12 protein-coding genes are annotated in these 13,568 nt (G+C 69.0%); 5 read left to right on the forward strand and 7 right to left on the reverse strand.

What is annotated here, in order from left to right; translation table 11 throughout:
* A partial coding sequence (locus tag ASE89_RS21280) for a hypothetical protein (RefSeq protein WP_236701805.1) occupies positions 1 to 208 on the forward strand: 208 nt, incomplete at its 5' end.
* Positions 209 to 348: 140 nt separating this feature from the next.
* Here the strand turns inward: ASE89_RS21280 and ASE89_RS13755 are convergent.
* Positions 349 to 3,357, reverse strand: a complete 3,009-nt coding sequence (locus ASE89_RS13755; protein WP_056678856.1) for a TonB-dependent receptor — start codon at positions 3,355 to 3,357, stop codon at positions 349 to 351.
* Between the two features lie 233 nt (positions 3,358 to 3,590).
* Between ASE89_RS13755 and ASE89_RS13760 the strand changes: the two genes are divergently transcribed.
* The 3 genes from ASE89_RS13760 (at position 3,591) to ASE89_RS13770 (ending at position 6,786) form a co-directional block, all read left to right on the forward strand.
* The gene (locus tag ASE89_RS13760) at positions 3,591 to 4,130 is read left to right on the forward strand and encodes an RNA polymerase sigma factor (RefSeq protein ID WP_056408788.1); all 540 of its coding nucleotides are present in this window, start codon (positions 3,591 to 3,593) and stop codon (positions 4,128 to 4,130) included.
* Positions 4,127 to 5,101 (forward strand): FecR family protein, encoded by a 975-nt coding sequence (locus ASE89_RS13765; RefSeq protein WP_056678859.1) that lies wholly within the window; start codon positions 4,127 to 4,129, stop codon positions 5,099 to 5,101. The genes ASE89_RS13760 and ASE89_RS13765 overlap by 4 nt, the downstream gene beginning before the upstream one ends.
* A 125-nt stretch (positions 5,102 to 5,226) precedes the next feature.
* Positions 5,227 to 6,786: an alkaline phosphatase D family protein gene (locus ASE89_RS13770; RefSeq protein WP_056678862.1), complete on the forward strand. Its 1,560-nt coding sequence runs from the start codon at positions 5,227 to 5,229 to the stop codon at positions 6,784 to 6,786.
* 43 nt (positions 6,787 to 6,829) lie between these two features.
* On the opposite strand, the gene ASE89_RS13775 is transcribed toward ASE89_RS13770, so the two are convergent.
* The 6 genes from ASE89_RS13775 to ASE89_RS13800 are packed head-to-tail and all read right to left on the reverse strand — an operon-like array spanning position 6,830 to position 12,704.
* Positions 6,830 to 7,249 (reverse strand): Na+/H+ antiporter subunit G, encoded by a 420-nt coding sequence (locus ASE89_RS13775; RefSeq protein WP_056678865.1) that lies wholly within the window; start codon positions 7,247 to 7,249, stop codon positions 6,830 to 6,832.
* Positions 7,246 to 7,515: a K+/H+ antiporter subunit F gene (locus ASE89_RS13780; protein WP_031395560.1), complete on the reverse strand. Its 270-nt coding sequence runs from the start codon at positions 7,513 to 7,515 to the stop codon at positions 7,246 to 7,248. The genes ASE89_RS13775 and ASE89_RS13780 overlap by 4 nt, the downstream gene beginning before the upstream one ends.
* Positions 7,512 to 8,003: a Na+/H+ antiporter subunit E gene (locus tag ASE89_RS13785; protein ID WP_056678867.1), complete on the reverse strand. Its 492-nt coding sequence runs from the start codon at positions 8,001 to 8,003 to the stop codon at positions 7,512 to 7,514. Before ASE89_RS13785 ends, ASE89_RS13780 begins: the two co-directional genes overlap by 4 nt.
* Entirely contained in the window at positions 8,000 to 9,523 is a 1,524-nt protein-coding gene (locus ASE89_RS13790) for a monovalent cation/H+ antiporter subunit D (protein ID WP_056678870.1), read from the reverse strand. Before ASE89_RS13790 ends, ASE89_RS13785 begins: the two co-directional genes overlap by 4 nt.
* On the reverse strand, positions 9,520 to 9,882 hold the full coding sequence (locus ASE89_RS13795) for a Na+/H+ antiporter subunit C (RefSeq protein ID WP_192003252.1): 363 nt from the start codon (positions 9,880 to 9,882) through the stop codon (positions 9,520 to 9,522). The genes ASE89_RS13790 and ASE89_RS13795 overlap by 4 nt, the downstream gene beginning before the upstream one ends.
* On the reverse strand, positions 9,879 to 12,704 hold the full coding sequence (locus tag ASE89_RS13800; RefSeq protein ID WP_056678873.1) for a monovalent cation/H+ antiporter subunit A: 2,826 nt from the start codon (positions 12,702 to 12,704) through the stop codon (positions 9,879 to 9,881). The genes ASE89_RS13795 and ASE89_RS13800 overlap by 4 nt, the downstream gene beginning before the upstream one ends.
* A gap of 166 nt (positions 12,705 to 12,870) precedes the next feature.
* On the opposite strand from ASE89_RS13800, the gene ASE89_RS13805 reads away from it, so the two are divergent.
* A complete protein-coding gene (locus ASE89_RS13805) occupies positions 12,871 to 13,563 on the forward strand; it encodes a hypothetical protein (RefSeq protein WP_056678876.1) in 693 nt (230 codons plus the stop codon).
* The last annotated feature ends 5 nt before the right edge of the window (positions 13,564 to 13,568 follow it).

Consider the following 13,568-nt stretch of genomic DNA (forward strand, 5'->3'; position numbering starts at 1 on the left):
CCCGGTAGCTCGTCAGGCTCATAACCTGAAGGTCACAGGTTCAAATCCTGTCCCCGCAACCAAATCCTACGACAGCCCCGAAGCGAAAGCTTCGGGGCTGTCGTCGTTTGCGGTGTCCTTCGCCGGTCGCGACAGACCGCTCGACAGGAATGCCGAACCGGCCGTGCCGGTGCGGGTGTTCGTTTGTGGGATCCCGGCATCAGGATAATGCTGCCGCACGGCGCGCGCGCTATCGTCGGTATCGCTCGATTGCGGGCCCCAGGGGGCAGATGATGCTCCGGATCGGTGAAGGGCCACACGATCCCGGTGCGTGGGGCAGGCCGGTGACCGACCTGCCCCTGTGCTCGTTCAGAAGCGCATCGTCCCGCCGAACGCGACGGTGCGGCCGCTGACGGTGTTGGTCATCACCCGCTTGGCGGTGCCGTCGGCATATTGGACGATCGGCTCGTCGGTGATGTTGATCACGTCGAGCGTCAGCTTGAACCGCGGCGTCAGATTGACATAGGCCGAGGCGTCGAGGTTCGTGGTGCCCTTGATATACTCGCCGATATTGCCGTTGCCGCCATCGCCCCAGCGATAGCGCGACCGGGTCGCGATCGAGCCACGCGCGCCCCAGCGATCGGTGTCGTAGTAGAGCGTTGCGTTCGACGAGAATTTCGACAGCGTCGGCAGCGGCAAGCGGACCGGCACGCCGGCATAGAAGACGTCGGTTGATCCGCTGGCGACCGTGACGTTGCCGAGCACGCCCAGCTTGTCGAACGGTGCGGGCAGGAAGTCGAAGTCGCGCTTTGCGGCGACCTCGATCCCCTTGATCGACGCGCCGGGGCCGTTGATCGGGCGCGTATAGTTCACCAGCACCGCAGGGTCGACGCCGACGGGCAGCAGCGCGGCCGGATAACCGGTCGAGGCATAGGACACGAGCCGCGTTTCCGACGTGATGTACGAGTCCATGTGCTTGTAGAAGGCACCGATCGCGAGCGATCCGCGCGTGCCGTCATAATATTCGAGCGACGTCTCGATCGAATCCGCGATGAACGGCTTCAGATTGGGGTTGCCGGCCGCGATCGTGCCGCCGAACGAGGCGAGATTGAGCGTCCCGGCCGCGCGCATGTCGCTGAGCGCAGGGCGGCTCAGATTGCGATTGCCGCTCAGCCGGAAGACGATCGACCGGCTGAGGTCGAAGGCGAGGTTCGCCGCGGGCAGGAAACCGTCATAGCGGTTGGTCACGCTGACCGGGACGAGCGCGCTGCCGACCAGCGCGGTCCCTGCGGATCCCAGATCGGTATGGTAATAGCGCACGCCGACATTGGCGCGCAGGCCGATCGCGCCGAGCCGGGTGGCAAGGTCATATTGCAGATAGGCGCCATAGGTCCGTTCGGTCAGGTCATAGGCGGTGCCGGCGACGGTGCTGTTCGCGTCGACGGTCATGCTCTGGCCGAGCAGCGCATAGGTGCCGGCGACATCACCGATCACATAGGGGGCGAGCGTGCTGTCGGTCAGGACGCTGGTCGGGACGTCGGGCACGCCCGGCTTGTTCTCGTAGCTGGGCGCAACCTTGCGCTGCCAGCCGCCATTGGTGAAGCGCTTGAACCCCGCACCCGCCTTGATCGTCGACCCCGTGGCGACCGTCCAGGCAAGCTCTGCCTTGCTGTTGTAGAATTCGCTCTCGATCCGGTCGGCGCGGGTTTCGAGGCCCTGCAGATCCCATTGCGACGCGTCGGTGGTGTCGAAGCCATAGTCGGTCCGCGGCGAGGCGGTGTTCAGCCCGGAAAAGGAATAGCTCTTGCCGACCGCCTCGAGATAGACCTGGGCATAGCGCGACGCGAAGGTCGATCGCGACCAGCCGCCCAGGACGTTGAGCGTCAGGTTGCTGCTGAGATCGGTATGCGCGTTGAGCGCGGCCTGCCAGAAGGTCGTCTGGTCATGCGTCACCTTGGATTCGGTGCGCATGTCGACGCGGTCGAACGACGCGCCGACGATGTCGTTGAAATCGTCGAAGGTGACGCCGGTCAGCACCTGCGTGCCCGTGACGTTGTTCGCGGCGACGCCGTTGGTCCCCGCGGCGCCGATCACGCCCGAGCGCCGGTCGTTGTTCAGCCGGCCATAAAGGAGGTCGAGCGAGACGTCGGTGCGGTCGTCGGGATGATATTGCAGCGCGGTGGTGACGCCGAGGCGTTCGCGCTTGTTGAAGAAGGTGGCGTAAGTCTGCGCACGGCTGTTCCAGACGCGCGCGGCACCCGTCGCTCCGACCAGGAGCGCACGGTCCGCCGCGGACACGGCGGGCCCGACATTGGCCGCGCCGAGTTTGATCTGCGACCAGTTCCAGTTGCGATAGCCGAACTCGACGGTCTCGGCGGTGCTGTACGCGACCGAGGCGAGGACGCCGAAATCTCCCCAACGATCGGATATCAGCCCGACGAGGCGCGGTGTGACCGTCTTGGTATATTGGTTCGCCTGGCCGCGGGCGGAGGCGACGACGGTGAGCCCGTCATAGTCGAACGGCTTGGCGGTGTGCAGCCCGACCGTGCCGCCGATGCCGCCCTCGTCCTGCTGCGCCGCATAGGATTTCTCGACGACGACCTTGTTGAACAGCTCGGACGCGAAGATGCTGTAGTCGAACGCGCGCGATCGGCTGACCGACGAGCGGCTGTCGAGCCCCGAGGAGGTATTGGTCAGCACCTCCATGCCGTTCAGCTGCGTGCGGGTGAAATCCGCACCAAGGCCGCGTAGCGAGATCTGGCGACCCTCGCCGCTGTCGCGGGTGATTGCGACGCCGGGGATGCGCTGAAGCGCCTCGGCGAGGTTCTGGTCGGGAAACGCGGCGATGTCCTGCGCCAGAATCACCTCCTGCGACCCGGTTGCGGCCTTCTTGATCTGCTGCGCCTTGGCGACGCTCTGGCGGTAGCCCCGGACGACGATGTCGGCACCGTCATCGGCGAGGGGGGCAGGCTGCGTGGCCTGCGCGATCGCCTGGGCTTCGGTCCCGCCGGGGGATGCGGCAGGAGCATATGCCGTCGTCACCGGCCCCATGTGCCGTGCGACGGTGACCGTACCGCCGACGATCCTGCCGTCGACCGCGCTGCCCGCGGTGATCCGCGCGAGCGCCTGTTCCGCGGTCATCCGGCCGCGCAGGCGCTGGCTGCGTGCGCCCTGCAGCAGTGACGGCGACGTCGCGAGCTGCAGCCCGGTCAGTCGCGAGAAGGCGAGGAGCGCGTCGGCGAGACCCTGTGCGGGAACGTCGAAGCTGAACTGGCGTGGTGCCGGTGGTGCGGTCTGCGCGATCGCAGGCGCGCAGACAAAGCCGGACAGTGCGACGGACGCGAGCAGACGCCGCGCCAGACGAATTCTATGAAACATGATTTCCCCCCGAGATGGTTCGAGGGCAAGACGGGCAGGCGCCCGGAAACCCGACAAAGTATTTCGTTTCAGTTATATGACACTGAAGTCTGATGCAGGTCGGTGTGTATACTGACGGTGGCGCTGCGCAATTTGGGGGATCGGGCAGCGTCCGCGCGAACTCCTTGTCGCACCCTCTCCGAAATTGTCACAAACGCAGCCTAGGTCGCCGGGATCAACAACCCGGACGAGCCATGCCAGCGACGCTTCCCCAGATCGACACCCGCGCGGGCGAGCCCGCGGTCGAGGACTGGCGCGCGATCGCGGCGACGCTGAGCCGCTATGTCCGCGCGCGCACCAGCCGCGTCGATGTCGTCGAGGACGTCGTGCAGGAGACGCTGTCGCGGCTGGTGCACCAGGGGCGCGTGCAGAAGCTGGTCAGCATCTATGCGCTGGGCTTCCGGATCGCCGCGAACCTGCTGGTCGACCATCATCGCAGGGACCGCCGCTATGTCGCCGAACGCGCGGAGGAGCCCGTCAGCCAGGCGCCCCTGCCGGACCGGGTGCTGGTCGGCCGCGAGGCGGTCGCGATCCTCCGGGAGGCGCTCGACGCCATGCCGCCGCTGCGCCGCGACGTGCTTGTTCGCCGGCGTTTGCAGGGGCAAAGCTGTGCGGCGATAGCGAGGGATCTGGGGTTGAGCCCGAAGGCAGTCGAGAAACACATCACCCGCGGCCTGGCAGACCTTCACAAGGCGATGCCGGGAGAGGCGATCGCGTGCGGACGCGGACGATGAGCCGCGAGAGCCAGATCGCTGAGGACGCCGCCGCGTGGATCGACCGGCTCAACCAGCCGGCGTTCGATGCCGCGGCGGGGCCGGACTTCGATGCATGGATGGCAGCGTCACCGCGGCACCGCGCGGTGTTCGCCGAAATGCAGGCGCTCTGGCAATCGGAGGCGCTGGTCGAGGCGCTCGGGACCGCGGCGTGCGTCCCCGCGGCTGCGATCCCGCCGGCCCCGCGGGTCGATCGCGCGCGTCGCGGTCGGCGATCGGCGGCGCGGCTGGCCGTTGCGGCCTGCGCGATGCTGGTCGCGATTCTCCTGCTCGTGCCGATGCTGGTGACGACGCGCTATCGTACCGGCCCTGGCGAGAGCCGCACCGTCGTGCTCGCGGACGGGTCGCGCGTCGACCTGAGCGGCGACACCGAGCTGCGCGTGCGAATTCTGCCGTGGCACCGCGGTGCCGAGCTCGTCCGCGGCGAGGCCTATTTCGATATCCGCCACGAACGCAGCCGGATGTTCCGGGTCGCGAGCGGCACCACGTCCGTCCGCGTGCTGGGCACCGCGTTCAACGTCGATCGCCAGTCGCCGACGCGCACCGCCGTGGTCGTCTACCGCGGTGCGGTCGAGGTCGGCGTCGCCGGGGAAGCGGATCTGGTGCTGCACAAGGGCGACGGCGCACGCGTCGTCGACGGGCAGGTCACGGCGCAACCGCGCATCGCGGCCAGCGCGCCCGAGTGGAAGTCGGGGTGGTTCGAGGCGTCCGACGTTCCGCTCGCGGTGCTGATCGGCAAGGTGCAGCGTTACTCGGCGCGGCCGATCCTGTTGCAGGATCGCCGCCTGCAGGCGCTTCCGATCAGCGGCCGCTTTCATATTTCCGACACCGACCGCGCATTGCAGGCGGTGCAGGCGGCCTATCAGGTCGATGTCGCTTACGGGAAAGACGCGATCGCCATCCGCCCGGCGGGTGACCGCGGGAATCCGTAGGATCGCCGCCGCCCGTTCTTTTGTCTGTCGGGTTTTGCCCGGCTGCTCCGTCTTTCCGGCATAGCAGGTCGCGCTGCGACGCCGGTCGGGCGCAGCAGGCGCGCGCTGCCGCAGGGAGTGTCCTTATGGCTCAGTTCGATCGCCGCAATTTGGTCAAGGCCGGCCTCTCGCTCGCAATGCTGGGCGGGGCGGGGGCGCCGCGGCTGCTCGCGAAGGCGACGTTCACGCGCGATCCGTTCACGCTCGGTGTCGCCTCCGGAGACCCCTGGCCCGACGGGTTCGTGATCTGGACCCGGCTGGCGCCCGAGCCGCAGACCCCGGATGGCGGCATGCCGCCGCATGATGTTCCGGTCCGCTGGGACATCGCCGAGGATCCCGGTTTCCGCAAGATCGTCCGGACGGGCGCGGCGGTCGCCGACGCGGCGCTTGCGCATTCGGTCCATGTCGAGGTCGACGGGCTGCGATCGCATCGGCCCTATTGGTATCGCTTCCTCGTCCAGGGTGCCGGGTCGAGCCCGGTGGGGACCGCGCGCACCGCGCCTGCGGCGGGCGCGTCGCTCGACCGGCTGCGGCTGGCGATGCTGGGGTGCCAGGATTTCGAGACGGGCTTCTTCACCGCCTATGCGCATGTCGCGCGCGAGCCCGATCTCGACGCGGTCTTCCATTATGGCGACTATATCTACGAGATGGCGACCCGGGCCGAGCCCAGTCCGCGCAAGCACCTCGGCGCCGAGACCTATACGCTCGACCAGTATCGTCGCCGCTATGCGCAGTACAAGGCGGATCCCGACCTGCAGGCGGCGCACGCGGCGGTCGCGTTCATCATGTCGTTCGACGATCACGAGATCGACGACAATTGGGCGGGCAAATTCGACAAGGACGGCAACCCGCCGCCGGTGTTCGCCGCGCGCAAGGCCGCGGCGTTGCAGGCCTGGTACGAGCATGTCCCCGTCCGCCGCGCGCAACGGCCCGGGACCGGGCGCGCCTATCGCCGGTTCGATTACGGCACGCTGGCGCGGATGCACGTGCTCGACACGCGCTCGGCCCGCAGCGACCAGCTTTGCGAGCGGCCCGGGATCGCGCGGGGCGAACTCGACGCCTGCGTGCCCGTCGACCGGCCGGGGCGCACGATGCTGGGGGCCGCGCAGGAGCGCTGGCTGGACGACGGGCTCGCCAATGACGCCCGGTGGAACTTCATCGCGCAGCAGGTGCTGTTCATGCCCTATGACGCGCGCAAGGACGGCGCGACGACGCCGGTGGTCGGCAAGGATAATTGGAACGGCTATCCGCTGGCGCGGCAGCGGCTCGTCGACGGCATCGCGCGGCGCGGGCTGACCAATGTCGTGATCGGCAGCGGTGACCTGCACCAGAATGTCGTCGGTTCGGTCCCGCGCGACGCGAACGACCTTGGCGGTCCCGCGATCGCGACCGAGTTCCTCGCGACCTCGATCTCGTCGGGCGGCACCGGCGGTGCGCGCTATGCGGGCGAGACGCGCGCGCTCGACCATAATCCGAACGTCAGCCTGCTCAACAACCAGCGCGGCTATCAGCTGTTCACCGTGACGCCGGACCGCTGGCTTGCCGAGGTGAAGGTGATGGATCAGGTCGATCGGCCGGGCGGGTCGATCTCCACCTTCGCCAAGTTCGTGGTGGATCCGAAACAGCCCGGGCCACAGCCGGCCTGACGTGGCTGCGCGACCCCGTGCCGACGCTCAGTGGTTTTCGATCTCAGTGGTTTTCGATCGAGGCCTGCGTGTCGGTATGCGGCGCCTCGAACGTCGCCCATTCGCCTTCGCCATCCGGGTCGGGCCGGGGCGGTGGCCCCGCAACGCCGTCGTGATCGGGGCGGTCGCCGGTCCGCGCGCGGTGGAGATGGACCTTGGCGATCATGTTCGCTGAAATCGGTGCGGTGATGAACAGGAACAGCGAGATCAGCAGCTCGTGCGCGGTCCAGACGCCGAGCCGGACCTGGAAGAATACGACCGACGCCAGCAACAGCCCGCCAAGCCCGAGCGTCGTCGCCTTGGTCGGGCCGTGCAGCCGCTCCATCGTCGAGGGGAGGCGGACCAGCCCCCAGCTGCCGATCAGCACGAATGCCGCGCCGAGCAGGATCAGCCCGGCGATGACGATCTCGACGAGGCCGCTCATTCGACGATGTCCCCGCGCAGGAGGAACTTGCAATAGGCGATGGTGCTGACGAACCCGACCATCGCGAGCAGCAGCGCGGCCTCGAAATAGGTGTCGTTGCCGCCCATCATGCCGATCACGACGATCACCGCGATGACGTTGATCACCATCGTGTCGAGCGCGAGGATCCGGTCGGCGAGCGCGGGCCCGCGGTACAGCCGCCAGCCGTTGAGCAGCAGCGCGAGCGCGATGGCGATGGCGGCGATCTGCAACGCGGTGGCGATCATGCGAAGATCCTTAGCAGCGGCGCCTCGTAGCGGGTCTTGATCCGTGCGATCTCGGCGGCCGCGTCCGCGACGTCGAGCGCGTGGACCAGCAGGAAGCGCCCGTCGGCGGAGACGTCGGACGAGACCGTCCCCGGCGTCAGGCTGATCGTCGCGGCGAGCACGGTGATCGCCTCGGGCGACGACAGCGCGACGGGCACGACCAGCCAGCGCGAGCGGAGATCGCGGTTGCGCCGGAACAGGATCAGCCGCGCGACCTCGAAATTGGCGACGACGATGTCGTAGAGCACGAGGCCGACATAGCCGATGAGCGCGCGGCCGAAGCGGACGCGGGGGCGATCGGGCCAGAAGGGCTCGGTGAACTTGGGCAGGACGATCCCGAAGACCAGACCGAGCAGGATCCCGCCGACCGTGATGCTGTTCGCCATCAGCAGCCAGACGACGACGAGCATCGCGGTCAGCGCGGGGTGGGGGAGGAGGCGCTTGATCATCGCGTCGCCTCCGTCAGGACCGCCGCCGCATAGCGATCGGGGGCATAGATCTGCGCGGCGGTCGCCTGTGCCTGCGCGGTCGCCCAGCCGGCACCGAGCGTCAGCAGCGCGAGCAGCACGAGCAGCGTCGCCGGCGCGATCAGTTCGGCCCGCGACCGGTCCGCGCCGGCGATCGGGTCGGCATCGTCGGCCGCCTTCCAGAACAGCGTGCTGCCGCTGCGGGCAAAGCCGACCACGCCGATCAGCGTCGTGCCCAGCACCGTCGCCCAGATCAGCGGCCATGCCTCGGCCGTGACGCTGGTCTGGAGGATGAATAGCTTGGCGACGAACCCCGACAGCGGCGGCAGGCCGACCGCGGCGATCGTCGCGGCGAGGAACAGCAGCCCGGTCGCCTGCTGGCCCGCGAAGCGCGGGCTGGGGACGATCGCGTCGCCATATTGGCCGCGTCGGCGCAGCGTGACATCGGCGACGAGGAACAGCGCCGCGCCCGCCAGCGTCGCGTGGACGAGATAGAACAGCGCGGCGGCGGTCGTCGCCTGCGTCCAGCACGATACCGCGAGCAGCAGCGTCCCGGTCGAGCCGAGGATCGCGAACGCCGCCTGTTCACGCATCGCGCGCGCCGCGAGCACGCCGACGAAGCCGATGATCGCGGTCAGCACGGCGGCGGGCAGCAGCCAGGGCGCCGGCACCCAGGCGGCGGCGCCTGCGGCATCGCCGAAGATCAGCGGCACGACCCGGATCATCGCATAGACGCCGACCTTGGTCATGATCGCGAACAGCGCAGCGACGACCGGCGTGGTCGCGGCATAGGTGCGCGGCAGCCACAGATGCAGCGGCACGACCGCCGCCTTCAGCGCGAACACCGCGAGCAGCAACAGCCCGGCGAGTCGGATCAGCCCCTGGTCCGCCGCGCCCAGTACGGCGATGCGCTGGCCGAGATCGGCCATGTTGAGCGTCCCGGTCAGCCCGTAGAGCAGCCCCAGCGCGATCAGGAACAGCGCCGAGCCGACGATGTTGACGACGACATAGGCGACCCCCGCCTTCAGCCGCGCCGCGCCCTGACCGTGGAGCATGAGCCCGTAGGAGGCGATCAGCAGCACTTCGAAGAACACGAACAGGTTGAACAGGTCCCCGGTCAGGAACGCGCCGTTCAGCCCGAGCAGCTGGAACTGGAACAGGGGGTGGAAATGCCAGCCCTTGCGGTCGACCGCGGTGACGACCGCGTGGAGCATCACCACCAGCGCCAGCACCGCCGCGAGCACCAGCATCCCGGCGGACAGCCGGTCGAGCACCAGCACGATCCCGAACGGAGCCGGCCAGCCGCCGAGCGGATAGGCGCGGATCGCATCGTCCTGCGCGATGCCGAACAGCGCGAGCGCGACGACCAGCATCGCGACGCAGCCGGCGAGCGACAGCGCGACGCCGACATGGCGCCGCCGCCGCATCACCATCAGCGTCAGCGGCGCGATGATCGCGGGGATCACGACCGGCGCGATCACGAGATGGTCGAGCAGCGTCATGCGCGATCCTCTTCCGGGCCGGGGACGGCGTCGGCGATGCCGTCGACCTGGTCCGATCCGCTTTCGAGGAAACTGCGCAGCGACAGGATGACGACCAGCGCGGTCATCCCGAAGGTGATCACGATCGCGGTCAGCACCAGCGCCTGGGGCAGCGGATCGGCATGGTCGGTCACGCCCTTGGCGAACAGCGGCGGGCGGTCGACGACGAGCCGGCCGATCGCGAACAGGAACAGGTTCACCGCGTAGGACAGCAAGGTCAGCCCGAGCACGACCTGAAAGGTGCGGCCGCGCAGCGCGAGATAGACACCGCCCGCGGTCAGCACCGCGATTCCGCTGGCGATCAGGAATTCCAGGCTCATGCCGATGTCTCCTCGTGGGCCTGATCGCGGTTGCGCGCCGCGCGCTGCGCGACGTGGCTGAGCTGGGCGAGCGCCATCATCACCGCGCCGACGACGACGCAGGCGACGCCCGTATCGAAGAACATCGCGGTTGCCAGCTCGACCTCGCCGATCAGCGGAATGTGGAAATAGCCGAAGCTGCTCGTCAGGAACCGCGCGCCGAAGACGAGCGAGCCGAGCCCCGTCGCGGTTGCGATCAAGACGCCGACCGCGATCAGCGGATGTTCGCCGATCCGGCGGCGGTCGTCGGTCCAGTCGAAGCCCGAGGCGAGATATTGCAGCAGGATCGCAATCGAGACGACCAGCGCGGCGATGAACCCGCCGCCGGGCTGGTTATGCCCGCGCAGGAAGATGTAGAGGCCGACCAGCAGCGCGAGCGGCAGCAGCAGCCGTGTCGCCATCACGAACATCATCGGGTGGCGCTCGGGCGAATGCGGCATGTCGTGCCGCCATTCGCGCAACCGCCGCCCCGCCGTGCCGCGCGCCGCGGGCTCGAGCAGCGCATAGATGGCCAGCCCCGCGATCCCGAGCACGATGATCTCGCCGAGCGTGTCGAACGCGCGGAAGTCGACCAGGGTCACGTTGACGACATTGGTCCCGCCGCCGCCCGGATAGCTGTTCGCCCAGTGGAAGGACGAGACCGTGTCGCGCAGGTCGCGCGTCATCACCGCCCAGGCCGCCCAGCCGGTGCCGATCCCGGCGACCCCCGCCAGCAGCGCATCGCGGCTGCGGCGCGGCAGGCTCGAGAGTTGCGGCGGAACCTTGGGCAGCAGGTGCAGCGCGAGCAGCATCAGCAGGATCGTCACGACCTCGACCGCGATCTGGGTCAGCGCCAGATCGGGGGCGGAAAGATGGACGAAGGCGAGCGCGATTACGAGGCCGATGACGCTGATGAAGACCAGCGCGAGGAAGCGCTGGCGTTGCATGGCCACGACGATGCCGGTCGCGACGACCAGCGCGAACCAGGCGACGACCGCGACCGGCGACGCGGGCAGCGTCGCGCGCGTCCCCGCGGGCAGCCCGCCGGGCGTCAGCGCGGCATCGATCCCGAACAGCACCGCCACCGCGAACAGCATGAACAGATAGCGTTGCAGCGACGGCGCGTGAATCGCGAGCGAGGCGTCGCGGCTGCGCGCGACGATCACCGCCATCGCGCCATCGAACAGCCGCTTGGCATCGAGTGTGCGCCGCCCGTCCAGCCAGCGCGCGACCGGCGCGCGACGCCACAGCAGCAGCGCACCGATCACGACCGCGAGCGCACTCATCCCCAGGGCGGGGTTGATCCCGTGCCACAGCGCCAGATCCAGCGCGGGCGGGCTGCCACCGATCACCGCCCCCGTCGCGGCGCGCACCAGCGGCCCGGCGATCGTCATCGGCAACAGCCCGAAACCGAGCGCGACGAGCACGAGCACGATCGACGGTCCGATCATCGCCATCCCGGGATCGTGCGGCGCGGCGACATTCCCCGTCGCGCGACGCCCGAAAAACTGTCCGGTGGCGTAGCGCAGCGAATAGGCGACCGACAGCGTCGCCGCGATCGTCGCGAGCAGGGGCACGAGCCAGGACCGGCCATCGTGCGCGGCATGCAGGCTTTGTTCGAGCATCATCTCCTTGGAGATGAACCCGCCGAGCGGTGGCAGCCCCGCCATCGCCGCGACCGCCAGCGTGCCGAGCGTCGCGGTCAGCGGCATCAGCGCGGCGAGCCCGCCCAGCCGACGGATGTCGCGCGTCCCCGTCTCGTGATCGACGATGCCCGCGTTCATGAACAGCGCCGCCTTGAACGCGGCGTGGTTGAGAATGTGGAATACTGCCGCCGCGGCGGCCGCGGGCGTGCCGAAACCGAGCAGCATCACCATCAGCCCGAGCTGGCTGATCGTCGAATAGGCGAGGATCGCCTTCAGATCGTTGCGGAACAGTGCGACGCCCGCGCCGAACAGCATCGTCACGAGCCCGGTCGAGGCGACCAGATAAAACCACAATTCGCTGCCCGCGAGCACTGGCCACAGCCGCGCGAGCAGGAAGACGCCCGCCTTCACCATCGTCGCGGAATGGAGATAGGCGCTGACCGGCGTGGGTGCGGCCATCGCGTGCGGCAGCCAGAAATGGAACGGGAACTGCGCCGATTTGGTGAACGCGCCGAGCAGGACAAGCGTCAGGATCGCAGGATAGAGCGGCGACGCCTGGACGGCGGTGCCGCGCGTCAGGATCGTCGCGAGCTCATAGGATCCCGCCGCCTGGCCGAGCAGCAGTATCCCCGCGATCAGCGCGAGCCCGCCGCCGCCCGTCACCGCGAGCGCCATCCGCGCGCCCTGCCGCGCGTCGGCGCGGTCGCGCCAGAAGCCGATCAGCAGGAACGACGACAGGCTGGTCAGTTCCCAGAATATCAGCATCAGCAAGATGTTGTTCGACAGCGCGATGCCGATCATCGCGCCCTGGAACAGCATCAGGAACGACAGGAACCGCCCGGTCGGCTCGGACACGGCGAGATAGCCCTGCGCATAGATCACGACGAGCAGGCCGATGCCGAGGATCAGCCCGGCGAACAGCAGCCCGAGCGGATCGAGCCACAGGCTGAGATCGAGCCCGAGCGCCGGGATCCACGCGATCCGCGCGGTCAGCGGGGTTCCCGCAAGGACCGCGGGCGCGGCGAGAAACAGCAGCGCGAGCCCCGCCGCGCTCGCACTGGCAGCGATCCCGACATGCATGCGACGGCCGCCACGTGCGCCGAGCGCCAGCATCAGCGCCGCCGCGAACGGCAGCACCATCAGGAGCATCAGGAGCATGGCAGATCGTTTCCCGGCGACGTCACGAGACTTGCCATCGCACGATATGGCTTCCGGGTCGACCGGACGACGCCCAGCGGCCCTGACGATATCCCGGGGGCATCGACCCGCGATGCGCGTTGGTGCCGCATCGGGACTCACGCAGACCCGGAATAGCGGAGCGACCATGCGCACGATCGACTTCAGTTCCTGGCAGACCACGTTGCTGACGTTGTTCGGGCTCGCGCTGGTGACGGCGATCGGTGTCGGCATCCGCCTCGTCACGATGATGACGATCCAGCAGCGCCGCGAACGGATCAACCGGCAGATCAACGAACGGCTGCGCACGCTGATCGCGGCCTACAAGACCTTGGGCGGCTCGTTCACGGGCACGCTGACGGTCGACCCCGCGCATCGCCGCGACCTGCGTCGCCGGGGCGAGGCGGTCCCTGCCGATGCGGCGGATGTCGCGATCGACACCGGATCGGACCGCGGCCGGCGGATCCGCGACGCGGTCGAGGCGGCGCTGTCGGACATCATCCTGCTCGGCACCGACGAGCAGGTCCGGCTGGCCGCACAGGCCGCGGGCGAACTTGCAGCGGGCCGGCCGGTCCCGACGCACGCGCTGGTCGTGTCACTGCGCGATTTCGTGCGCGCCGCGCTCGATCTCGCCCCCGTTCCGACCGACCTGATCCTGCCCGCGCAGGGCCCGACGCGGCCCGCTGCCGGCGGCGGACGCGGCAAGGGCGAGCGCGAGGGGGCCGCTGCAGGCCGGGGGGCGGGCGGTGGCGGCGGCGGTGGTGGACAGGGCGGCGGCGGCGGGGGCGGCGACACGGTTGCAGCGGGGGAGGACGCTCCGGCTCCCGGTGCCCGCGCGTAACGCCG

This window comes from Sphingomonas sp. Leaf30 (assembly GCF_001422525.1).
Taxonomy (GTDB): Bacteria; Pseudomonadota; Alphaproteobacteria; order Sphingomonadales; family Sphingomonadaceae; genus Sphingomonas; species Sphingomonas aerolata.

Excerpts from the sequence above, each read along its gene's own strand:
- ASE89_RS13755 (WP_056678856.1), bottom strand. The coding sequence starts at position 3,357 with ATGTTTCATAGAATTCGTCTGGCGCGGCGTCTGCTCGCGTCCGTCGCA.
- ASE89_RS13760 (WP_056408788.1), top strand. The coding sequence starts at position 3,591 with ATGCCAGCGACGCTTCCCCAGATCGACACCCGCGCGGGCGAGCCCGCG.
- ASE89_RS13765 (WP_056678859.1), top strand. The coding sequence starts at position 4,127 with ATGAGCCGCGAGAGCCAGATCGCTGAGGACGCCGCCGCGTGGATCGAC.
- ASE89_RS13770 (WP_056678862.1), top strand. The coding sequence starts at position 5,227 with ATGGCTCAGTTCGATCGCCGCAATTTGGTCAAGGCCGGCCTCTCGCTC.
- ASE89_RS13775 (WP_056678865.1), bottom strand. The coding sequence starts at position 7,249 with ATGAGCGGCCTCGTCGAGATCGTCATCGCCGGGCTGATCCTGCTCGGC.
- ASE89_RS13780 (WP_031395560.1), bottom strand. The coding sequence starts at position 7,515 with ATGATCGCCACCGCGTTGCAGATCGCCGCCATCGCCATCGCGCTCGCG.
- ASE89_RS13785 (WP_056678867.1), bottom strand. The coding sequence starts at position 8,003 with ATGATCAAGCGCCTCCTCCCCCACCCCGCGCTGACCGCGATGCTCGTC.
- ASE89_RS13790 (WP_056678870.1), bottom strand. The coding sequence starts at position 9,523 with ATGACGCTGCTCGACCATCTCGTGATCGCGCCGGTCGTGATCCCCGCG.
- ASE89_RS13795 (WP_192003252.1), bottom strand. The coding sequence starts at position 9,882 with ATGAGCCTGGAATTCCTGATCGCCAGCGGAATCGCGGTGCTGACCGCG.
- ASE89_RS13800 (WP_056678873.1), bottom strand. The coding sequence starts at position 12,704 with ATGCTCCTGATGCTCCTGATGGTGCTGCCGTTCGCGGCGGCGCTGATG.
- ASE89_RS13805 (WP_056678876.1), top strand. The coding sequence starts at position 12,871 with ATGCGCACGATCGACTTCAGTTCCTGGCAGACCACGTTGCTGACGTTG.